The organism is Streptomyces sp. NPDC056231 (assembly GCF_048270745.1).
Classification (GTDB): domain Bacteria; phylum Actinomycetota; class Actinomycetes; order Streptomycetales; family Streptomycetaceae; genus Streptomyces.
In genome coordinates, this window is record NZ_JBLVKW010000020.1 from 78,941 (window position 1) to 98,590 (window position 19,650).

Genomic DNA, 19,650 nt, shown 5'->3' on the forward strand with positions numbered 1-19,650 from the left:
TCGCGCGTAGCGACAGGCGCCGTAACATCGTCGGTATGGCTACCGAAGACGCGGTGCGCGAAGCACTGGCGACAGTGAACGACCCCGAGATCCACCGACCGATCACCGAACTCGGCATGGTCAAGTCGGTCGAGATCGCAGCTGACGGTGCGGTCGCTGTCACGGTGTATCTCACTGTCTCCGGCTGCCCGATGCGCGAGACCATCACCAAGAACGTGACCGATGCGGTGGCGAAGGTCGAAGGCGTCACACGGGTCGACGTCACGCTCGACGTGATGAGCGACGAACAGCGCAAGGAGCTCACGTCCTCGCTGCGCGGCGGTACGGCGGAGCGCGAGGTGCCGTTCGCCAAGCCCGGCTCGCTGACCCGGGTGTACGCGGTGGCGTCCGGCAAGGGCGGCGTCGGCAAGTCGTCGGTGACGGTGAACCTGGCAGCGGCGATGGCGGCCGACGGCCTCAAGGTCGGCGTCGTGGACGCGGACATCTACGGGCACAGCGTGCCGCGGATGCTCGGCGCGGACGGCAGGCCGACCCAGGTCGAGAACATGATCATGCCGCCGTCGGCGCACGGCGTGAAGGTCATCTCCATCGGCATGTTCACCCCGGGCAACGCCCCGGTGGTATGGCGCGGACCGATGCTGCACCGCGCACTGCAGCAGTTCCTCGCGGATGTGTACTGGGGCGACCTGGACGTCCTGCTGCTCGATCTGCCGCCGGGCACCGGTGACATCGCGATCTCCGTGGCCCAGCTCGTCCCGAACGCCGAGATCCTCGTCGTCACGACCCCGCAACAGGCCGCGGCCGAGGTGGCCGAGCGGGCCGGCGCGATCGCCGTGCAGACCCACCAGAAGATCGTCGGCGTCGTCGAGAACATGTCGGGCATGCCGTGCCCGCACTGCGACGAGATGGTCGACGTGTTCGGCACCGGTGGCGGCAAGAAGGTCGCCGAGGGCCTGACGAAGACGGTCGGCGCGGAGGTCCCGGTGCTCGGCTCCATTCCGATCGACGTACGCCTGCGCGAGGGCGGCGACGAGGGCAAGCCGGTGGTCCTCTCGGACCCGGATTCCCCGGCCGGCAAGGCCCTGCGCACGATCGCCGACAGGCTGGGTGGCCGCCGGCGCGGCCTGTCGGGCATGTCGCTGGGCATCACCCCCCGCAACAAGTTCTGAGCCGCGGCCCCCTGACGGGGCCACAGCACAACCGCCGGGCAGGGCACGGGCCCCGCCCGGCGGCACTGCCGATCCCGTTCGGCGATCCAGGACGTGTTTCGAAAGGAGCGTCGTCCGCCCGTAGGGCGGGCCGGGCGGCGTCCGGTGCGTGCGACCGCAAGGCGGAGGATCGCCCCGATACCGGTCGTATCGGGGCGAGCCCGACAACGCGGCGAGCGTGCGTGCCGGACACCGCCCGGCAGACGGGACTTTCGAAACACGCCCTAGCCGGGCACCCCGGCCACCGCACCCGCTACGCGTACGCCGCGATGTCCTCGATTACGGAGAACCCCAGCCCGTACGCGCTCATCCCGCGCCCGTACGCTCCGATGTGCACCCCGCCCGGCGCCGACCCCGCCAGCACCCACCCGAACTCGGACTCCCGGTAGTGGAACGGCACCGGAACACCGTCCACCGGCAGGGACAGCACCGACCACTCGGGCCCGTCCAGATCGTCGGCGAGCTCGAACGCCGTCTCCGTCTGCTGGTCCATCCAGTCGTCGCGCAGCGTGTGGTCCAGCTGCGAGGGCCACGTGTAGGCCAGCAGACCCGAGCCCGCCAGCCACGCCGCCGACGACACCGTGGTCGCCTCCAGCACCCCCGTACCGTCGCCACTACGCCGTACGGGACTGCTCGCCACCGTCACCACGACCGCGAACCGCTGCTTCTCGCCGCTGGAGTCACCCCGTACCACCGGCTCCTCACCGTGCCCGGTCGAACCGTGCTGCACCGTGCCGTCCGCCGCCGTACCGACCTGCATCAGCCAGCGCGGCCCGGTGAAGGCCTCGTCCAGTCCGTACCAGGGGAAAGACGCCTGCAGATAGCCGTCGACCGTACGCCGGGTCGCCGGCACGCCCTCTGCGGTGACTGTGCTGGGCGCACCTTCCGCGCCTGCCCGACTCGTCGTCTCCATCTGCCTGGCCGCCTCCTCGATCCCTAGGGGTCCGCAGCGGCCCGCCCCCCTCGGGCGTCCTCGCAACCGGACAGATGGAGAATAGCGATACCACCCGGGCGAGCCGGGATTGACCGGCGTCAGGTGGCGTCTGCGTCGAAGGGCGGGTGATCGTCCTTCGGGGGCTGCTCGCGCTTCTTGAGCAGGTCGGGGGCGCCCGGGGAGCCGTTCGCCGCAGTGACCGCCGCGCTGCCCGACACGCCGCCCGCGGAGTCCTTGGACGCGCTCTCGCGACCGTGGACCGCGTCGGTGACCTCGGCCATCTCCTTACGGAGGTCGAAGCTCTCGCGGATCTCCTTCAGCCCGAGATCGTCGTTTCCGTCCATGAGCTGCTTGCGGACGAACGTCTTCGGGTTGAGGTCCTCGAACTCGAAGTCCTTGAACTCCGGGCCGAGCTCCGTACGGATGTCCTCCTTGGCGCTCTCGGAGAACTCACGGATCTTGCGGATGAAGCGTGAAGCGTCCTGGATGACCTTGGGCAGCTTGTCCGGGCCGAAGATCAGCACACCGAGGACCACGAGCGTCACCAGCTCTAGCGCGCCTATGTCATTGAACACCTTGTAGCTCCTCGTGTTCCCCGAGCCCAGGTCGGATGAGGTCCGGGCCCGGCCAACGGTACCCGGCCGGGCTGTCCGCACGGTAGCGTCCCACGGCCATCACGTGCCGGTTGCCGACCCCAGGACCAAAGTCATGGACAGGTCTTTACCACTGCGGGTCAGACCGAGGTCCAGTCGGTCACCCGGACGGTGCGCGCGGATCTTCACGATCAGCTCCTCGCCGCTGTGCACCCGCTGCCCGTCCACCTCGGTGATGACGTCGCCCGGCCTGATGCCGGCCTTCGCCCCAGGACCGCCCGGTGTCACCGCGGGCTTGCCCGCGGCGCCCTTCGCACCGACCTTGGCGCCGTCACCGGTGTACTTCATGTCCAAGGTCACACCGATCACCGGATGCGTGGCTCTACCGGTGTTGATCAGCTCCTCGGCGACCCGCTTGCCCTGGTTGATCGGGATGGCGAAGCCGAGGCCGATGGAACCTGCCTGGCCGCCCTCGGTCGACGAACTGTTGTCGGCGGCGCGGATGGCGCTGTTGATGCCTATGACATGGGCGTCGGTGTCGACGAGCGGGCCCCCGGAGTTGCCCGGGTTGATCGGGGCGTCGGTCTGCAGCGCGTCGACGTAGCTGATGTCGCTGCCGTCGCCCTTCTCGCCGCCCGCGGTGATCGGCCGGTCCTTGGCGCTGATGATGCCGGAGGTGACGGTGTTGGACAGGTCGAAGGGGGCTCCGATGGCCACCACCGGGTCGCCGACCTGCACATTGTCGGAATTGCCCAGCGGCAGTGGCTTGAGTCCGGAGACGCCGGTGACCTTGACCACGGCCAGGTCGTAGCCGCTGTCCTTGCCGACGACCTCGGCGCGCGCGGTCTCGCCGCCGCTGAACGTCACCGTGATGGAACCGGAGGAGCCGGCCGGGGCGACGACATGGTTGTTGGTGAGGATGTGGCCCGACTTGTCGAGGACGAAGCCGGTGCCGGTGCCGGATTCGGTGGTGCCGCTGACATGGAGGGTGACCACGCTGGGCAGGGCGCTGGCGGCGATGCCCGCGACGCTGTCGGGGGCACGGCCGCCGCTGTTCCTCGCGGCCTGCGGAAGCTCGACCGTGGTCAGACCGCCGTTGCGCTCGATGTAGGCACCGATGCCGCCGCCGATGCCGCCCGCCACCAGGGCGAGCAGCAGTGCGCCGACGAGCAGGGAGCCACGTCGGCTCTTCCTGCGCCCGCCGTCCGACCCGAGCGGGGAGCCGGGCTGGGTCAGCGGCTGCTGGGGCGCACCCCAGGGGTCGTACTGCGACCACTGCGAGGACTGTGGCGGCTGGGGCGGGGGTGTGAAGGCCGGGGCAGGGCCCGGGAGGGGCGCGGGGGCCGTGGGCATGCCTGCGCCGTTCGTGCCGGTGCCTGCGTACGGCGGCGGTACGGGAGTGCCGTGCGCCGGTGTCGGCACCGGGCGCTGTACGGGTGGTGCGGGCGCCCAGGGGCCGGGGCCGCCGTACGGCGGGGTGCTGTACTCATCGGGCTCGTGCAACGGCTTCACCGCAGGCACCGGCGCTCGGGCCGTCGCCGCGGGTGCATGCGCCCCGGGCTCGGGCGTCACCGGTGCGGGTGTCACGGGCTCGGGCGGTGCGGGCTGGGCGGGGAGTACGGGCGCCGGGCTCGCGTCTGCGACGACCCCGGTGTCCGGGTCACCGGCCGGTGTGCCCACGGGCCGCACGTCCTCCGCCGGGGCGGGAGCCTCCTGCGGCGCTGACGCGGTGGCGCGCCCCGAAGTGGGGCGGCTCCACCACTTCGCCTTCGGCCCGGTGGGCTTCCCGTCGTCCATGCTCTCCCCGCAACCGCCACAACTGGCCTCTGCACGCGCCCGAAAGGACGTCCCTCCCGGAATTCCTCCGTGGATTCAACCAGGTTTACGAATCGCTGCGCAGACCCCCGTCAGCGCTGGGCGGAAAGCGGCAGACGGCGATCGACGGAGGTGGGCAGGGCGGCCGCCGACGTCGGTGTCCAGGACTCGGTCGGCGAGGGCATGGGGGAGACGGGGTTCCGGCCGCTTCCGAGCGCGTGCGTGAACAGCGGGCTGGTGGCGGTCGGTCGTATCAGGGGGGACGCGGACACATCCGTCAGTACCGCCGCGGCGAAGGGGTTGGCCGTGAGCCGGCCGGTGCCGAACAGGGCGGGGACGGGTGCCGCGGTATTCGGCGGCTGGGCCGAGGGGCCGATCATGGAACCGTCGCCGGGCACGCCGGACGTGCCGAGGCTGCTGCCACCGCGACGGCTGGTCACGCTGCTGCTCTCGGTCCGTGCGGCGGCATCGAGCGGGGTCACGTTGTTTCCGGCGCCCTCGGCGCGGGTCGCGGCGCCGGAACCCGCTCCTGTCGGCAGGGCGCCACCCAGCGCGATGGCTGCCAGCGAGACGGCACTGGCAGCCGCGAAGGCGAACCTGCGGCCGCGCCACGGCGACCGGTCCCCCTCCCGGCCCACCTCATGGATCCGGAACGCCGAACGCGATCCGCCGGCCGGAAGCACGGCCGGTGAGCCGTGCGGCGTCCCGAGGTAGCCGAAACGGTCCAGCTGCGACTTTCCCGAAGGCGGATCGGTGCGGCTGCCGGGGGGCTGCATCACCGGGAAAAGCCCGTCGGCGAACCGCCCGGAGCCGCCGAATGGTCTTCCTTGGGTGTCGTCGTCACCGCCCGGTCCCCCGGGAAGGCCCTGCAGCCGGGCGAGGAACCCCTCGGACGGCGACGGCGGGGCGGACTGCGCGAAGACACTCTTGAGCCGCCGCTGGGCGGCAGCCTCGGCCTTGCACTTCACGCAGGTCGCGAGATGGGCGAGCACCCGCTCGCGGGCGTCATGTTTGAGCTCACCGTCGACGAGCGCGGCAAGGCGGTCCCCCAGGTGCTGTTCCGCAGGGGTCGGACCTGTACCACTCACGCCGGCCCGCCCTCCACTGCCACCACGGCTCCCGCCAGCGAGCGCTGCTCGGCGCGGGCCTCGGGAGAGCGGTGCTGCAGAGCCTTGCGCAGGTGCGAGCGGCCGCGGTGAATACGGCTGCGCACGGTACCGAGCTTCACGCCGAGGGTCGCGGCGATCTCCTCGTACGAAAGTCCCTCGATGTCGCAGAGCACGACCGCGGCACGGAATTCGGGCGCAAGGGTGTCCAGCGCCTGCTGTACGTCCGCGTCGAAGTGGGTGTCGTTGAAGACCTGCTGCGGGGACGGCTCACGGCTCGGCAGCCGCTCGGCGGCGTCGTCACCGAGGGAGTCGAAACGGATCCGCTGCTTACGGCGGACCATGTCCAGGAACAGGTTGGTCGTGATGCGGTGCAGCCAGCCCTCGAAGGTGCCGGGTGTGTAGGTCGACAGCGAACGGAACACCCGGACGAAGACCTCCTGAGTGAGGTCCTCGGCATCGTGCTGGTTTCCCGTCAGACGGTAGGCAAGGCGGTAGACACGACCGCTGTGCGTGCTGACGATCTCTTCCCATGAGGGCGGCATCCACGCCTGGGAGTCCGCATCTGAGGCGAAGGTCGCGGTGGGTGCGGAGTCGTTGGAAGAACGGTCAGCAATCTTGGTCACGGATTTCGGCTCACCCGCCGACCTGAGCAAGCGCCGTAGCACTCGTCCCCGATCCACAGGCGCAGCCGCACCTCCCCTGTCGGCTCTGGTGGTGTCCAGTGGAGCCCCTACCATAGCCACCTCGCCCGTTAGCTCCGGATAAACCTTTATTGCCGGGGTCCGGGATCATCCCCGGGAACCCGCCGGCCCATGATCCGGGGCCCGGTCTGCGGGCCGGATCCATGGGCTTTCCCCTGCCCTTTCCTAACGCCCGGTCCCATCTGCGGGTTCCCGGGTACAGCGGATACAGTCACCGTTGCGCCAACTACGGGGACAGGAGAGGGTCATTACCGCCAACCGGCAGACGAGCTGGGCGTTCGCCGACGCCTTTGTCGCCGAGGACGAAGCACTGCGCTGGGCCAGAGACCGGGCCCGGGAGGCAGGGCTCCGCTCGGTGTCACCGGGCACCGGCGCCGCGCTGCGCTTGCTCGCTGCCACGACCGACGCCAAGGCGGTGGCCGAAATCGGCACCGGAACCGGCGTGTCCGGCATCTATCTGATGCACGGGATGCGGCCGGACGGGGTGCTGACCACGGTCGATCCGGAGCCGGAGCGGCAGCAGTTCGCCCGCCAGGCCTTCCGGGCTTCGGGGTTCGCGGCCAATCGGGCCCGTTTCATCCCCGGCCGCGCCCTCGACGTACTTCCGCGGCTCGCGGACGGCGGATACGACCTCGTCTTCTGCGACGGCGACCGGCTGGAGAGCCTGGACTACCTCGCTGAATCGTTGCGCCTGCTGCGACCTGGCGGTCTGGTCTGCTTCGAGGGCGTCTTCGCGGACGGCCGTACGGTCGACTCCGCGGCGCAGCCGGCGGAGGTACTGCGGCTGCGGGAGCTGCTGCGGGCGGTGCGGGAGAGCCAGGAGCTGATGGCCACGTTGTTGCCGGTGGGCGACGGGTTGCTCTGCGCCGTCCGGCGTGGGTGACCGTTCGCCGTTCCGTGCCCCTAGGGTGTGTTCCGAATGCATCACTGCCCCGGCACGGACCCGTGCCGGGGCAGTGATGAAGCGTGGGCGCCTCTGCGTCAGCCGACGACCTTCTTGAGGGCGTCGCCGAGTGCATCGGCCTCGTCCGGAGTCAGCTCCACAACAAGCCGACCGCCGCCTTCGAGCGGAACGCGCATGACGATGCCCCGCCCCTCCTTTGTCACCTCGAGCGGGCCGTCGCCCGTCCGCGGCTTCATGGCCGCCATGCTCGTTCCCCTTCCTGAAACCAGCTCATAACAACCGGCGGCCCCATGACAGGCGCTGTCTCACCGGCATCGAACACATTGCTTCCAGGCCATTATCCCGCATCACAGACCCCCGTGACCAACATCGGTCTGCATCGCTTGCGCAACGCGCTCTCGCAAAACCACCCAATTCGGCGATCCGACTGCGATACTCCGTCGCCTTCGCCCCTCCATCGGGGCGCAATTGTTAGACGCAGGTCACATGCTCCCCCTCGGTGATGTCGGCCATGCTTGCCTGGACAGGCATTGCCCGAGGTGCAAAGGGGACATCACATGGCGGACCACGCGGCCGACACCGTGCTCTACGAAGTGACGGACGGACTCGCAACGATCACGATCAACCGTCCCGACGCGATGAACGCCATGAACACAGCCGCCAAGGCGGCCCTCCGTGACGCGCTGCAGTCAGCTGCGGCCGATACCGCTGTCCGGGCGGTTCTGCTCACGGCGGCCGGCTCGCGCGCCTTCTGCGTCGGCCAGGACCTCAAAGAACACGTCGCCACGCTGACCGCCGTCCGGGAGTCGGGTTCCGGCAATGCGCTGAGCACCGTGCAGGACCACTACAACCCCGTCGTGCGGGCGATCACCGAGATGGAGAAGCCGGTCGTCGCCGGGGTGAACGGGGTCGCCGCCGGCGCGGGCTTCGGCTTCGCGCTCGCCTGCGACTACCGGGTGGTCGCCGACAGCGCCTCGTTCAACACCTCGTTCGCCGGGGTCGCCCTCACCGCCGACTCAGGTGTCTCGTGGACGCTGCCCCGGCTGATCGGCCAGAGCCGCGCAGCCGACCTGCTGCTCTTCCCTCGTTCCATCTCGGCGCAGGACGCGTACGAGCTGGGCATCGTGAACAGACTGGTGCCCGCAGCCGATCTCGCCGCGGAGGCCCTGGCAGTGGCCCGCAAGCTGGCGGACGGCCCGACGGTGGCGTACGCCGCACTCAAGGCGTCGCTGGCCTACGGCGCCGGCCACACGCTGAGCGAGACGCTGGAGAAGGAGGACGAACTCCAGACCAAGGCGGGCGCCTCCGAGGACCACACCATCGCGGTGCAGGCGTTCCTGGACAAGGCGAAGCCGAAGTACCTGGGCCGGTAGGGCCTCGCGGGGGTCGGTCCGGGCCAGGAGGCGTGGACGGTTGCTCACCGGTGGGTGGCTTCCTCCACGGCACCGCCGACCCGCCCTACGCCCCCGTGCCGCGGGCCACGCAGTCGGCCAGGTGGTCATCGACCAGGCCGCACGCCTGCATCAGGGCGTAGGCCGTGGTGGGGCCGATGAAGCGCAGGCCGCGCCTCTTGAGGTCCTTGGCCAGCGCGGTGGACTCCGGCGTGACCGCCGGGACGTCGCCGAGGGTGCGCGGGGCGGGCCGGGTGGCCGGGTCCGGGGCGTACGACCAGATCAGTTCGTCCAGCTCGCCGTCCGGCCATGCGGCCAGCACCTTGGCATTGGCGAGCGTCGCCTCGATCTTCGCGCGGTTGCGGATGATCCCGGCGTCGGCAAGGAGGCGTTCCTTGTCGGCGTCGGTGAACTCCGCCACCGCACGGATCTTGAACCCGGCGAAGGCGCTGCGGAATCCTTCCCGGCGGCGCAGGATCGTCAGCCAGGACAGCCCGGACTGGAACGCCTCCAGGCAGAGGCGCTCGAACAGGGCGTCGTCGCCGCGGACGGGGCGGCCCCATTCCGTGTCGTGGTAGGCGAGGTAGTCATCGGTGGACAGTCCCCACGGGCAGCGCAGCCGGCCGTCCACGCCCGCTTCGGCGCCGCCGCTCATCGCTGCGGCTCCTCGCCGGACCGGGGCCCGGACTCCGGACCGGGCGGCGGCTCCTCACCGGACGGGGGCCAGGAGGGCGGCTCCGGCTGCCGGTCGGGCTGCTCCTCGGACTGCGGCGCTGACCGGGGTGCCCGCTCGGACCGCGGCCGGTCCTGCGGCTCCTTGAGGAGCCCGACACCGCCCACCGCCGTCGCCTGCGCTCCGGCGAGCGCCGACTCCAGCTCGGCGATCCGCGCGTCCCGCTCGGCGAGCTCGGCGCCCAGCCGGCCGAGCACGTCGTCGACGTCGGCCATCCGGTATCCGCGTGCCGTCACCGGCAGCCGCAGCGCCTCGACGTCCGCGCGGCCGACCGGACGGGTCGCGGGCAGCGGGTCGGTCAGCTGCTCGGGCGCCACGTCCTGCAGGACAGCGCTCTTCCCTCCGCCGACCACCGCGAGGGTGACTGCGGCCACGACCACCACCATCGCCAGCAGCAAGAACCAGAACACACGCATCTCCCCTGGGGCGGAAAACCTGTCCGGCTCCGATCGTGCCATGCGGTACTGACAGTTAGGGTCGCAGGCGGCGGCGGGGGATCTATCCAGAGGAGAAACACAGGATGCGAAGCGGTGCGCTCAGGCTGGGACGGCGCGAATTCGGGGCGCACGAGCCAGTGATCATGGCGATCGTGAACCGTACTCCGGACTCCTTCTACGACCAGGGCGCGACCTTCCGCGACGAGCCCGCGCTCGCCCGGGTCGAGCAGGCTGTCGCCGACGGCGCCGCGATCATCGACATCGGCGGGGTGAAGGCCGGTCCCGGCGAGGAGGTGACCGCCGCGGAGGAGGCACGCCGCACCGTCGGGTTCGTCGCCGAGGTACGGCGGCGCCACCCCGATGTGGTGATCAGCGTCGACACCTGGCGCCACGAAGTCGGTGAGGCGGTCTGCGAGGCCGGTGCCGATGTGCTGAACGACGCGTGGGGCGGTGTCGACCCGAAGCTCGCGGAGGTGGCCGCGCGGCACGGAGCGGGGCTGGTGTGTACGCACGCGGGCGGAGCCGAACCGCGGACCCGGCCGCACCGGATCGCGTACGACGACGTGATGGCGGACATCCTGCGGGTGACGGTGGGGCTGGCCGAGCGGGCCGTGGAGCTCGGGGTCAGGCCGGACGGCATCATGATCGACCCCGGTCATGACTTCGGGAAGAACACCCGGCACTCGCTGGAGGCGACGCGTCGCCTCGGTGAGATGACGGAGACCGGCTGGCCCGTTCTCGTCTCCCTGTCCAACAAGGACTTCGTCGGGGAGACGCTCGACCGGCCCGTGAAGGAACGGGTCATCGGGACGCTGGCGACGACCGCGGTCTCGGCGTGGCTGGGCGCGCAGGTCTACCGGGTGCACGAGGTGGCGGAGACGCGACAGGTGCTGGACATGGTGGCGTCGATCGCAGGGCACCGGGCGCCGGCGGTGGCCCGGCGCGGGCTGGTCTAGCGGCGGCGGGGCGGGCCCGGGGCGGCGGGGACGCTGCGCGAGACGTGTCCCCCTGCCCGCCCCTTCCGGATCCGGGGCGCTGCCCCGGATCCCGCTCCTCAGACCGACCGGAGGGACTCACCGAGGCCAGTGGCCGACTTCCTTCGTGACCAGCTCGACCGCCTCGTGCACGTCGTCCGTGACGTGAAACAGCAGCATGTCCCTCTCGGACGCCTTCCCCTGCGCCACCACCGTGTTCCGCAGCCAGTCCACCAGGCCGCCCCAGTACGCGGTGCCGAAGAGCACAATCGGGAAGCGGGTCACCTTGCCCGTCTGGACGAGGGTGAGCGCCTCGAAGAGCTCGTCGAGTGTGCCGAGGCCGCCGGGCAGGACGACGAAGCCCTGCGCGTACTTCACGAACATCGTCTTGCGGACGAAGAAGTAGCGGAAGTTCACGCCGATGTCGACGTGCGGGTTGAGCCCGGACTCGAAGGGCAGCTCGATACCGAGGCCGACCGAGATGCCCTTCGCCTCCCGCGCCCCCTTGTTCGCCGCCTCCATCGCTCCGGGACCGCCCCCGGTGATCACCGCGAAACCGGCCTCGACCAGCGCCTTGCCGATCTGTACGCCCGCCTCGTAGTCCGGACCGTCCGCCGGGCTGCGGGCCGAGCCGAAGACGCTGATCGCGCTCGGCAGCTCGGCCAGCGCGCCGAAGCCCTCGACGAACTCCGACTGGATGCGCATCACCCGCCAGGGATCGGTGTGCACCCACTCGGAATCGCCCTCGGAGTCCAGCAACCGCTGATCGGTGGTGCCGGGCTGTACCTGTTCCCTGCGGCGCAGTACTGGACCGAGCCGCTGCTCCTCGGGGACGTGAGCTTCTTCGGGGTTGCCCATGGCCTGCTCCCTCCGACGACGTGCCGCCATGACGACGTGCTGTGTCAGGTCAGGGTAGATCCATGGAGGTTACCGGCAGGGGAATGCCGCCGGTCAGCTGGTGAGCCAGGAGCGGAGCCGGTCCTCGCAGTGGGTGATCCGGTCGACCGCCACGTGCTCGTTGCGCTTGTGCGCGAGGACCGGGTCACCGGGCCCGTAATTCACGGCGGGGACGCCCAGCGCACCGAAGCGGGAGACGTCCGTCCAGCCGAACTTCGGCTTCGCGGTACCGCCGACGGCCTCCACGAACGCCTTGGCCGCCGGGTGGGAGAGGCCGGGCATCGCCGCGCCGGAGTGGTCGTCGACGGTGAACTCGACGACGCCGCAGTCCGCGAAGACCTCGTGGACGTGGGCGAGGGCTTCCTCGGGGCTGCGGTCGGGGGCGTACCGGTAGTTGACGACGACGGTGCAGGCGTCCGGGATGACGTTGTTGGCGACGCCGGCCTCGATACGGACGGCGTTCAGACCCTCGTGGTACTCCAGCCCGTCGATGACCGGCCGGCGCGGTTCGTAGGCGGCGAGGCGGGTGAGGATCGGAGCGGCCGCGTGGATGGCGTTGGACCCCATCCAGCTGCGCGCGGAGTGCGCCCGCTCCCCTTCCGTACGGAGAAAGACCCGCAGGGTGCCCTGGCAGCCGCCCTCGACCTGGGCGTCGGACCCTTCGAGGAGGACGGCGAAGTCGCCCGCCAGCCAGTCGGGGTGGGCGTCTGCGACATGGCCGAGCCCGTTGAGGTGCGCGGCGACTTCTTCGTTGTCGTAGAAGACGAAGGTGAGGTCGCGGTTGGGCTCGGGCACGGTCGCGGCGATCCGCAGCTGGACGGCGACGCCCGACTTCATGTCGGAGGTGCCGCAGCCCCAGAGCACGCCGTTCTCGTCGAGCCGGGACGGGACGTTGTCGGCGATCGGCACGGTGTCGATGTGTCCGGCGAGTACGACGCGCTCGTCGCGGCCGAGGTTCGTCCGGGCCACGACGTTGTTGCCGTGACGGTCGACGGTCAGGTGCGGGAGCGTGCGCAGGGCCGTCTCGATCGCGTCGGCCAGCTCCTTCTCGTCCCCGCTGACGGACGGGAAGTCGACGAGGCGGGCGGTGAGGGCCGGGCCGTCCAGGGTGAGGTCAAGGGTGCTTTCGGGCATGGTCCCGACCCTAAGGCCTGTCCGGCCCTGATCCGCCGGGCGGCCCGGGGACTGTCTTTCGGACCGGGCCGGATCGCGGACCCCGCGAGCCCGGCATGATCCGGCAGGAAAGCCCTTGAGGGACTTCGGCCTCGGCCCCGGCCGGGCCCTCCAGTACGGTTGGCGCGTGCCCCGGACCCCCTCCTCCGCCCGCCGACACACCGGCCGCAGCCGCCTCTTGCGTATCGCAGCGGCCTTTGCCGTACTCGTGGCCCTGGCCGGCTATCTGACCATTCAGTACATCTCGGGCAACAAGGGCGTCGAGCGGTGCACCGTGCAGTCCGCCGACGGCTCGACGGGCCGGGGACGTACGTACCGGCTGAGCCTGGAGCAGGCCGCGAACGCCGCGACGATCTCCGCGGTCGGAACCACGCGGGGGATGCCTGAGCGTGCGGTGACGATCGCACTGGCGACGGCGTTGCAGGAGTCCGGGCTGCGCAATATCTCGCACGGCGACCGGGACTCGCTGGGACTGTTCCAGCAGCGCCCCTCGCAGGGCTGGGGCACCGAGAAGCAGATCCTGGACCCGGTCTACTCGGCCGGGATGTTCTACCAGCATCTGGCCGAGGTGCCCGGTTACTCACGCCTGCCGCTGACGGTCGCCGCGCAGCGGGTGCAGCGCAGTGGTTTCCCGCAGGCGTACGCGAAGCACGAGCCGGATGCCGCGCTGCTGTCCGCCGCGCTGACCGGCCGTACGCCCGCCGCGCTGACCTGCACGCCGACGCAGACGGCAGCGGGGCCCGCCGATGCGGCACAGGTGCGGTCGGCGCTGGTACGCGCCTTCGGCAAGGGTGTGCTGCCCCCCTCGGGGAAAGCGGGTGACGGGGCGTCGGGCGCGCCGGCGGCCGCGGGAACGGTCTCGGTGCCGGTGAAGGCGCGGACCACCGGGGAGGGCGGCAGGGCGCAGCGCGGCTGGGAGCTCGCGCACTGGGCGGTGGCTCAGGCCGAGTCGCTGGGCATCGACGAGGTCGCGTACGCGGGCCGGGTGTGGAGGACCGGGTCGGGCTGGCGGACGGACCGCGAGGAATCAGGCACCACACAGGTCCGCATACAGCTTGTTCGCTAAGACTAAGAGGGGCTCACAAAATGGGAGTCCCGCTGAGACCGGTCGGTCTCAGGCGTGCTTCGAAAGTCCCGCCTGCCGGACGGTGCGACGGGGCAACGCATGCCGGGAGGGACATCAGTGCGAAGTATCCCTCGCAGGGGCCATCCAGCCCGTCCGGAAGCCGTCGTCACCACACGCCTCCGAGACTCTCCCTTTCATACGCCATTTCCCTTGCAGCAAAAGGGAAGCGGCGGCTCGTCCGGCGTTCGGGAAATGCAAGGTTTGCCCGGGTTCCTCCGTTGTGGATTATGTGACGCATTGCCGACTCTTTACTTCGGTCCACCGCAACCTCCCCCGCCCCCATGACGGTTGTCACTGCGTCCGGTCAACGGACAGACAGATTCCACATCCCGTCGAAGGAGCATCATGTCCCTCCCCCTGACCCGTCGGATCGCCCGTGCCGCGCTGCTGATCGCGGCGGGTGCAGCCCCCGTGGTCGGTGCGGCCGGCGCCGCAGGTGCCGCGGAGCTCCCGCAGGCCCCGGAGCTCGGCGGTCTGACGACCGTCGACGGTGCCGGTCTCGGCAAGACCCTCGACGGCGCGTCCGAGCAGGGCGCCAAGGTCGCGGGTGCCACCGGCGGCAAGATCGTCGGGACGGCCGTCCCGGCCGCGCGCAAGACCGTCGGCAGCACGGGCAGCAAGGCCGCCCCCGCCGCGCAGAAGGTCGCCGGTGAGCTGGTCGGCGGGGCCACCCGTGCGGCGGCCAAGGGCAGTCTGCCGGCCGGCGGTCTCGCCGGTGGCGGTCTGCCGACGACGCAGGGCCTGCCCACCCACGGTCTGCCGATCGGCTGACCCCGTACCGGACATGCAAGAGGGCCTCGGAAGTGCGTGCTCCCGAGGCCCTCGCGCCTGTCCGGTACGGGGTCAGGACAGCCGCTTGACCGCGGCTGCCACACGTTCGTCCGTCGCCGTGAACGCCACCCGTACGAAGTGGTCACCCGCCGGTCCGTAGAAGTCGCCCGGCGCCACCAGGATGCCGAGCTCCGCAAGGTACGCCACGGTGTCCCAGCAGGGTTCGTCGCGGGTCGCCCACAGGTAGAGGCTCGCCTCGCTGTGCTCGATCCGGAAGCCGTGGGCCTCCAGCGCCGTCCGCAGCGCGGTACGCCGGTCCGCGTACCGGGTCCGCTGCTCCGCCACGTGCGTGTCGTCTCCGAGCGCCGCGACGGTGGCGGCCTGGACCGGGGCGGGCGTCATCATCCCGCCGTGCTTGCGGATCAGCAGCAGTTCGCCGAGGACGGCCGCGTCGCCCGCGATGAACGCCGCACGGTATCCGGCGAGGTTGGAACGCTTGGAGAGCGAGTGGACGGCGACGATGCCCTCGTACGTGCCGCCGCAGACATCGGGGTGGAGCACGGAGACCGGTTCGGCCTCCCAGCCGAGCTCCAGGTAGCACTCGTCACTGAAGACCAGCACGTCGTGCTCGCGCGCCCAGGCCACGATCCGGATCAGCTCGTCCTTGGACAGGACCCGGCCGGTGGGGTTGGACGGCGAGTTCAGCCAGAGCAGCTCGAGCCCTGCCGGGTCGAGCTCGGTGGGGTCGTCGTAGACGACGGGCTCGGCGCCGCAGAGCCGGGCACCCACCTCGTACGTCGGGTAGGCGAGCCGCGGGTACGCCACCCTGTCGCCCGCGCCGAGGCCGAGCTGGGTCGGCAGCCAGGCGACGAGTTCCTTGGAGCCGACGACCGGCAGCACGTTCTCGTGCGCCACCGAGACCGCGCCGAGCCTCCGCTCCACCCAGCCGGTGAGGGCGTCGCGGAGTTCGGTCGTCCCCCACACCGTCGGATAGCCGGGGCTGTCCGCGGCGGCGACGAGCGCCTGCTGGATCAGCTCCGGCACCGGGTCGACGGGCGTGCCGACGGAAAGATCGACGATGCCGTCCGGGTGGGCCGCAGCGGTCGACTTGTAGGGCGCGAGCTTGTCCCAGGGGAAGACCGGGAGGCGGGAGGAGACTGCTGCGGACACGGCTCTCTGCTTTCTCGTACGAGGGTGACGAGGATGGTTCGGGTGGTTCGTGCGGCGCCGGGTCCGCCTGCGGCCCGGACCGGAAAACACCTCGGTCCCGCACGGTGACGAGCCGTACGGGACCGGGGCGGCGCACGTGCTGACCGCTGCTTACTGGTTCTGCGGCGGCAACGCTGCGATGAACGGGTGGTCGCGCTCGATCAGACCCAGCTTGGAGGCACCACCCGGCGAACCGAGGTCGTCGAAGAACTCGACGTTCGCCTTGTAGTAGTCCTTCCACTCCTCCGGGGTGTCGTCCTCGTAGAAGATCGCCTCGACCGGGCAGACCGGCTCACAGGCTCCGCAGTCGACGCATTCGTCCGGGTGGATGTACAAGGACCGCTGGCCCTCGTAGATGCAGTCGACGGGGCACTCTTCGATGCAGGCCTTGTCCTTTACGTCGACACAAGGCTGCGCGATGACGTAGGTCACGCTGTCGTTCCTCCTCGGTAGGGCGTTGGCTCTCGCGCGGGAGCGCGGCGTCGTCGATGCCCGCACCTAGTATCTCCGTTCCTGGGCACGAACCGAACAGGAGGGGCGGAGAGAGCTGTGGAATTCACCATCGGCGGACAGGCTGAGGTCCGGATCACCCCGGCTGACGTGGGCAAACGGGTATCAGTCCGACGTCGTTCGGAGGGCGGCGCGGCGGGCTGGAAGTTCACCGACACCGTCGGGGTTCTCACATCCTGGAACAATCATGTGCTGTCAATCACACCGAAGAGCGGCGAATCCGTCCACATCGAGGAATCCTCGCTGGTGGCGGGTAAGGTCGTCCCGTCCGCGCCGGCCCGGCGCCGGGGTCCGTCGGCCACGTTCGCCGAACTCGCCCACGTCTGTGCCCGCGCCTGGCAGCCGGTGGAGAGCGAACCGCTCGGGAACTGGCAGCTGCGCGCGGCGGAGGGGTTCACCCGGCGTGCCAACTCCGTACTGCCGCTCGGCGATCCGGGGGTGCCGCTCGACGAGGCGCTCGCACGGGTGGAGCGCTGGTACGAAGCCCGCGGGCTTCCCGCGTACATCCAGACCGCGACGGGTGCGGAAGGCACACAGGAGAAGCTGTGCGCGGAACTGGAGGAGCGCGGATGGCGGCGCGAGGTCACGGCACAGGTGCGGATCGCGGCTCTGGCGCCGATCGGCGATCTGGATGCAGACGTTGCGCGGGTGCGGCTGAGCCGGGAGATCGACGAGGCATGGCTCTCCCGGTACCAGCGCTTCCGCACTCCGAGCCCGCGTGTACTGAAGGTGCTGGCCAGCGGGCCCTCGGTGTGGTTCGCGACCGTGCCGGGTGATGTGGCGGGCGAGGCGCCTGCCGCGATCGGACGGTGTGTCGTGGACGGGCGCTGGGCGGGCTTCATGGCCGTCGAGGTCGATGCCGCGTACCGGCGGCGGGGCCTGGCCTCCGCCGTCATGACCGCACTGGCCCGGCAGGCGCTGGACGAGGGTGCGTCGGCGGCGTGGCTGCAGGTGGAGGCGGAGAATGAGGGGGCACACGCGCTGTACGACCGCATGGGCTTCGTGACCCATCACCTGTACCACCACTTCCGGTCCGCGTAGGGGCAGGAGCATGTCTCCCATGAACCCAGGGCTGAACCCACGCCGACAGTTCGCCGAGGAGGCCCGCGCCGAACGCCCCGACCTCGCCCTGCTCTGCCTGCTGCTGGCCGCGGAGGCCGACCCGGCGCTGAACGCGGACGGGATCGACGCTGCACAGATCGAACTGGACCGGCTGGCGGGACTGCTTCCGTACGGGGCACGGAGCGGGCGCGCGTGGGCCTCGGCGGTGGCCGAACTGCTCGGCGAACGCTGCGGATTCGAGGGCTCATCGACGGACTACCAACGGCTGCAGTCCTCGCTGCTGCACGAAGTGCTGCGGCGCCGCCGCGGGCTGCCGATCCTGCTGTCGGTGGTGTGGATCGAGGTGGCGCGGCGGGCGGGTGCCCCGGTGTACGGGGTGGCGCTGCCGGGTCATTTCGTCGTCGGGTTCGGCGATCCGGCGGAACAGGTGCTGGCCGACCCGTTCGCCGGCGGCAGGCCGATGACCGGCCAGGACGCGCAGCTTCTGGTGACGGGGACAACCGGGGCACCACTCGAGCCGTCGATGCTGGTGCCGGCCCGGCCGCTGGAGATCGTGCTGCGGATCCTGAACAACATCAGGGCGTGGGCGGCTGCCCGCCCGGAGTGCACGCGAGTGGCGCTGTGGGCGGTGGACCTGTCACTGCTGCTGCCCTCGCATCCGGCGCGGCTGCGCTACGAGCGGGCGCAGTTGCTCGTACAGAGCGGGGAGTTCCTTCGCGGGGCGGAGGAGATGGAGGAGTACGCGGAGCTGGTGGAGGCGGTGGAGCCGACGGCGGCGGAGATGGTTCGGGGGCGGGCGCGGGCGGCGCGGGCCTTGCTGAATTAGAGGAGCTGACACCATGGGAGCGCGGGCCGGGCGCCTCGCCGGCCCTGCAGGGCCGCTGGGGTGACGCGGAGGGCAGCCCCGGGTGATCACTCACGTACAGGACATCGTCAACCAGGCGTCGCCGCAAGTGAGTTCGAGCCAACTGCGAGGGTCTCGCCGCCCCGATCGCACGGTGCGTCACGATGAAGGAATGTCAGCAAATGAGTGGGTCTGCTGCACCAAACCTGATTACGCCATGATGTGCAGTCCGATGGGTGATTATCTGTAAATCGCCACTCGAAGGGCTCATGGCGTAGCCCCAATGAACAGATTCCCGATGGCGCCGAGTCGCATTCCGGTTAACGGTGGATCACGTCGCAACTGCGTCACTTTGAGCCGACAGCCCGTCACTCATCGCAGTCGCGTCGAAAGGAATGTGTTCAGATGCGCTCTGCCCGCACACTGTTCGCTTCGGCCGCGATCACCGCGGCCCTAGCCATCACGAGTCCCGCTGCCCACGCCATCACCTTGACCGATGGCTGGGACGGCGGTTCCTCCTCCAGCAGCGATGAACACGGCGACCGCGGCGACGACCGCGGCGATGAGCACGGCGACCGCGGCGACGACCGCGGCGATGAGCACGGCGACCGCGGCGACGACCGCGGCGAAAAGGGCCACCACGGCCACAAGGGTGGCCACGGCGAGAAGGGCGAAAAGGGCGACCGCGACGACGAGGGCGAGAAGGGCGACGACGAGGGCGAAAAGGGCCACCACGGCGACAAGGGCGACTGGGGCGACAAGGGCGAAAAGGGCCACCACGGCGACAAGGGCGACTGGGGCGACAAGGACGAGAAGGGCCACCACGGCAGCAAGGGCGAAAAGGGCGGCTGGAGCAAGGGCGACAAGCCCCGCGGCGGCGTCCACACCGGTGGCGGCGCCATGGCCATGACGGTGGCCAAGGAGTGGCAGCCCGGCAACGACTCCGACGGCAACGGCGACGAAAGCAGCGACGAAAGCAGCGACGAGGGCACCTGGGGCGACGGCGACTACAGCGACGGCGACAAGGGCGACTTTGGCGAAGAGGGCGACAAGAGCGACAAGGGCGAAAAGGGCCACCACGGCGAGAAGGGCGACGACGAGGGCGAAAAGGGCCACCACGGCGACAAGGGCGACAAGGGCGGCTGGGGCGACAAGAACGAAAAGGGCCACCACGGCAGCAAGGGCGAAAAGGGCGGCTGGAGCAAGGGCGACAAGCCCCGCGGCGGCGTCCACACCGGTGGCGGCGCCATGGCCATGAC

Annotated in this window: 20 protein-coding genes and 1 pseudogene; 9 read left to right on the plus strand and 12 right to left on the minus strand. The window is 70.5% G+C overall.

Translation table 11 applies throughout. The features are described 5' to 3' along the window. The first annotated feature begins 35 nt into the window (after positions 1-35). A complete protein-coding gene (locus ACNPQM_RS18070) occupies positions 36-1,169 on the plus strand; it encodes an Mrp/NBP35 family ATP-binding protein (RefSeq protein ID WP_418084785.1) in 1,134 nt (377 codons plus the stop codon). 292 nt (positions 1,170-1,461) lie between these two features. Here the strand turns inward: ACNPQM_RS18070 and ACNPQM_RS18075 are convergent, their stop codons facing one another. The 5 genes from ACNPQM_RS18075 to sigE all read right to left on the minus strand — a co-directional run bounded on the left by ACNPQM_RS18075 (position 1,462) and on the right by sigE (position 6,396). Further along, on the minus strand, positions 1,462-2,121 hold the full coding sequence (locus ACNPQM_RS18075; protein ID WP_358863153.1) for a hypothetical protein: 660 nt from the start codon (positions 2,119-2,121) through the stop codon (positions 1,462-1,464). A gap of 119 nt (positions 2,122-2,240) precedes the next feature. Beyond that, entirely contained in the window at positions 2,241-2,717 is a 477-nt protein-coding gene (locus ACNPQM_RS18080) for a sec-independent translocase (RefSeq protein WP_358863152.1), read from the minus strand. Between the two features lie 99 nt (positions 2,718-2,816). After that, positions 2,817-4,532, minus strand: coding sequence for a trypsin-like peptidase domain-containing protein (locus tag ACNPQM_RS18085; protein ID WP_418084786.1), 1,716 nt, complete (start codon positions 4,530-4,532; stop codon positions 2,817-2,819). Positions 4,533-4,642: 110 nt separating this feature from the next. Further along, positions 4,643-5,638 carry an anti-sigma factor family protein gene (locus ACNPQM_RS18090; RefSeq protein WP_358863150.1) on the minus strand — a complete coding sequence of 332 codons (996 nt, stop codon included), beginning with the start codon at positions 5,636-5,638 and terminating at the stop codon, positions 4,643-4,645. Further along, positions 5,635-6,396: an RNA polymerase sigma factor SigE gene (gene sigE / locus ACNPQM_RS18095; RefSeq protein WP_358863149.1), complete on the minus strand. Its 762-nt coding sequence runs from the start codon at positions 6,394-6,396 to the stop codon at positions 5,635-5,637. Before sigE ends, ACNPQM_RS18090 begins: the two co-directional genes overlap by 4 nt. Positions 6,397-6,577: 181 nt before the next feature. Between sigE and ACNPQM_RS18100 the strand changes: the two genes are divergently transcribed. Next, a complete protein-coding gene (locus ACNPQM_RS18100) occupies positions 6,578-7,243 on the plus strand; it encodes an O-methyltransferase (protein WP_418084787.1) in 666 nt (221 codons plus the stop codon). Positions 7,244-7,341: 98 nt separating this feature from the next. Here the strand turns inward: ACNPQM_RS18100 and ACNPQM_RS18105 are convergent, their stop codons facing one another. Beyond that, positions 7,342-7,509: a DUF3117 domain-containing protein gene (locus tag ACNPQM_RS18105; RefSeq protein ID WP_003966491.1), complete on the minus strand. Its 168-nt coding sequence runs from the start codon at positions 7,507-7,509 to the stop codon at positions 7,342-7,344. A 312-nt stretch (positions 7,510-7,821) separates the two neighbouring features. On the opposite strand from ACNPQM_RS18105, the gene ACNPQM_RS18110 reads away from it, so the two are divergent. Further along, positions 7,822-8,637: an enoyl-CoA hydratase/isomerase family protein gene (locus ACNPQM_RS18110; protein WP_358863147.1), complete on the plus strand. Its 816-nt coding sequence runs from the start codon at positions 7,822-7,824 to the stop codon at positions 8,635-8,637. An 85-nt stretch (positions 8,638-8,722) separates the two neighbouring features. Here ACNPQM_RS18110 and ACNPQM_RS18115 read toward each other — a convergent pair whose 3' ends face one another. Together ACNPQM_RS18115 and ACNPQM_RS18120 are read right to left on the minus strand one after the other, a co-directional pair. Further along, the gene (locus tag ACNPQM_RS18115) at positions 8,723-9,310 is read right to left on the minus strand and encodes a DNA-3-methyladenine glycosylase I (protein ID WP_418084788.1); all 588 of its coding nucleotides are present in this window, start codon (positions 9,308-9,310) and stop codon (positions 8,723-8,725) included. Beyond that, entirely contained in the window at positions 9,307-9,846 is a 540-nt protein-coding gene (locus ACNPQM_RS18120) for a cell division protein DivIVA (protein ID WP_418084789.1), read from the minus strand. The genes ACNPQM_RS18115 and ACNPQM_RS18120 overlap by 4 nt, the downstream gene beginning before the upstream one ends. A 62-nt stretch (positions 9,847-9,908) precedes the next feature. On the opposite strand from ACNPQM_RS18120, the gene folP reads away from it, so the two are divergent. Beyond that, the gene (folP, locus tag ACNPQM_RS18125; protein WP_418084790.1) at positions 9,909-10,781 is read left to right on the plus strand and encodes a dihydropteroate synthase; all 873 of its coding nucleotides are present in this window, start codon (positions 9,909-9,911) and stop codon (positions 10,779-10,781) included. A 117-nt stretch (positions 10,782-10,898) separates the two neighbouring features. On the opposite strand, the gene ACNPQM_RS18130 is transcribed toward folP, so the two are convergent. Continuing rightward, positions 10,899-11,657 carry a TIGR00730 family Rossman fold protein gene (locus ACNPQM_RS18130; protein WP_366133917.1) on the minus strand — a complete coding sequence of 253 codons (759 nt, stop codon included), beginning with the start codon at positions 11,655-11,657 and terminating at the stop codon, positions 10,899-10,901. A 93-nt stretch (positions 11,658-11,750) separates the two neighbouring features. Continuing rightward, the gene (gene dapE / locus ACNPQM_RS18135; protein ID WP_418084791.1) at positions 11,751-12,830 is read right to left on the minus strand and encodes a succinyl-diaminopimelate desuccinylase; all 1,080 of its coding nucleotides are present in this window, start codon (positions 12,828-12,830) and stop codon (positions 11,751-11,753) included. Positions 12,831-12,996: 166 nt separating this feature from the next. On the opposite strand from dapE, the gene ACNPQM_RS18140 reads away from it, so the two are divergent. Further along, positions 12,997-13,935: a hypothetical protein gene (locus tag ACNPQM_RS18140; protein ID WP_358861928.1), complete on the plus strand. Its 939-nt coding sequence runs from the start codon at positions 12,997-12,999 to the stop codon at positions 13,933-13,935. Positions 13,936-14,340: 405 nt separating this feature from the next. Beyond that, complete coding sequence (locus ACNPQM_RS18145; RefSeq protein WP_358861929.1) at positions 14,341-14,766, plus strand: ATP-binding protein; 426 nt, start codon at positions 14,341-14,343, stop codon at positions 14,764-14,766. Between the two features lie 72 nt (positions 14,767-14,838). Here the strand turns inward: ACNPQM_RS18145 and dapC are convergent, their stop codons facing one another. Together dapC and fdxA are read right to left on the minus strand one after the other, a co-directional pair. After that, positions 14,839-15,936, minus strand: coding sequence for a succinyldiaminopimelate transaminase (gene dapC / locus ACNPQM_RS18150; RefSeq protein ID WP_358861930.1), 1,098 nt, complete (start codon positions 15,934-15,936; stop codon positions 14,839-14,841). A 150-nt stretch (positions 15,937-16,086) separates the two neighbouring features. Then, positions 16,087-16,407: a ferredoxin gene (gene fdxA, locus ACNPQM_RS18155; RefSeq protein ID WP_037688837.1), complete on the minus strand. Its 321-nt coding sequence runs from the start codon at positions 16,405-16,407 to the stop codon at positions 16,087-16,089. A gap of 117 nt (positions 16,408-16,524) precedes the next feature. Between fdxA and ACNPQM_RS18160 the strand changes: the two genes are divergently transcribed. The 3 genes and pseudogenes from ACNPQM_RS18160 to ACNPQM_RS18170 form a co-directional block, all read left to right on the plus strand. Continuing rightward, complete coding sequence (locus tag ACNPQM_RS18160) at positions 16,525-17,526, plus strand: GNAT family N-acetyltransferase (RefSeq protein ID WP_358861931.1); 1,002 nt, start codon at positions 16,525-16,527, stop codon at positions 17,524-17,526. Positions 17,527-17,536: 10 nt separating this feature from the next. Continuing rightward, a complete protein-coding gene (locus tag ACNPQM_RS18165) occupies positions 17,537-18,373 on the plus strand; it encodes a tetratricopeptide repeat protein (RefSeq protein ID WP_418084792.1) in 837 nt (278 codons plus the stop codon). Positions 18,374-18,796: 423 nt separating this feature from the next. Further along, positions 18,797-19,650 (plus strand): annotated as a pseudogene (locus ACNPQM_RS18170) (hypothetical protein); the annotation flags it as partial.

Coding starts and splice junctions, on each gene's coding strand:
- ACNPQM_RS18070 (WP_418084785.1), top strand. CDS start 36: ATGGCTACCGAAGACGCGGTGCGCGAAGCACTGGCGACAGTGAACGAC.
- ACNPQM_RS18075 (WP_358863153.1), bottom strand. CDS start 2,121: ATGGAGACGACGAGTCGGGCAGGCGCGGAAGGTGCGCCCAGCACAGTC.
- ACNPQM_RS18085 (WP_418084786.1), bottom strand. CDS start 4,532: ATGGACGACGGGAAGCCCACCGGGCCGAAGGCGAAGTGGTGGAGCCGC.
- sigE (WP_358863149.1), bottom strand. CDS start 6,396: ATGGTAGGGGCTCCACTGGACACCACCAGAGCCGACAGGGGAGGTGCG.
- ACNPQM_RS18105 (WP_003966491.1), bottom strand. CDS start 7,509: ATGGCGGCCATGAAGCCGCGGACGGGCGACGGCCCGCTCGAGGTGACA.
- ACNPQM_RS18110 (WP_358863147.1), top strand. CDS start 7,822: ATGGCGGACCACGCGGCCGACACCGTGCTCTACGAAGTGACGGACGGA.
- ACNPQM_RS18115 (WP_418084788.1), bottom strand. CDS start 9,310: ATGAGCGGCGGCGCCGAAGCGGGCGTGGACGGCCGGCTGCGCTGCCCG.
- ACNPQM_RS18120 (WP_418084789.1), bottom strand. CDS start 9,846: ATGGCACGATCGGAGCCGGACAGGTTTTCCGCCCCAGGGGAGATGCGT.
- folP (WP_418084790.1), top strand. CDS start 9,909: ATGCGAAGCGGTGCGCTCAGGCTGGGACGGCGCGAATTCGGGGCGCAC.
- ACNPQM_RS18130 (WP_366133917.1), bottom strand. CDS start 11,657: ATGGGCAACCCCGAAGAAGCTCACGTCCCCGAGGAGCAGCGGCTCGGT.
- dapE (WP_418084791.1), bottom strand. CDS start 12,830: ATGCCCGAAAGCACCCTTGACCTCACCCTGGACGGCCCGGCCCTCACC.
- ACNPQM_RS18145 (WP_358861929.1), top strand. CDS start 14,341: ATGTCCCTCCCCCTGACCCGTCGGATCGCCCGTGCCGCGCTGCTGATC.
- ACNPQM_RS18165 (WP_418084792.1), top strand. CDS start 17,537: ATGTCTCCCATGAACCCAGGGCTGAACCCACGCCGACAGTTCGCCGAG.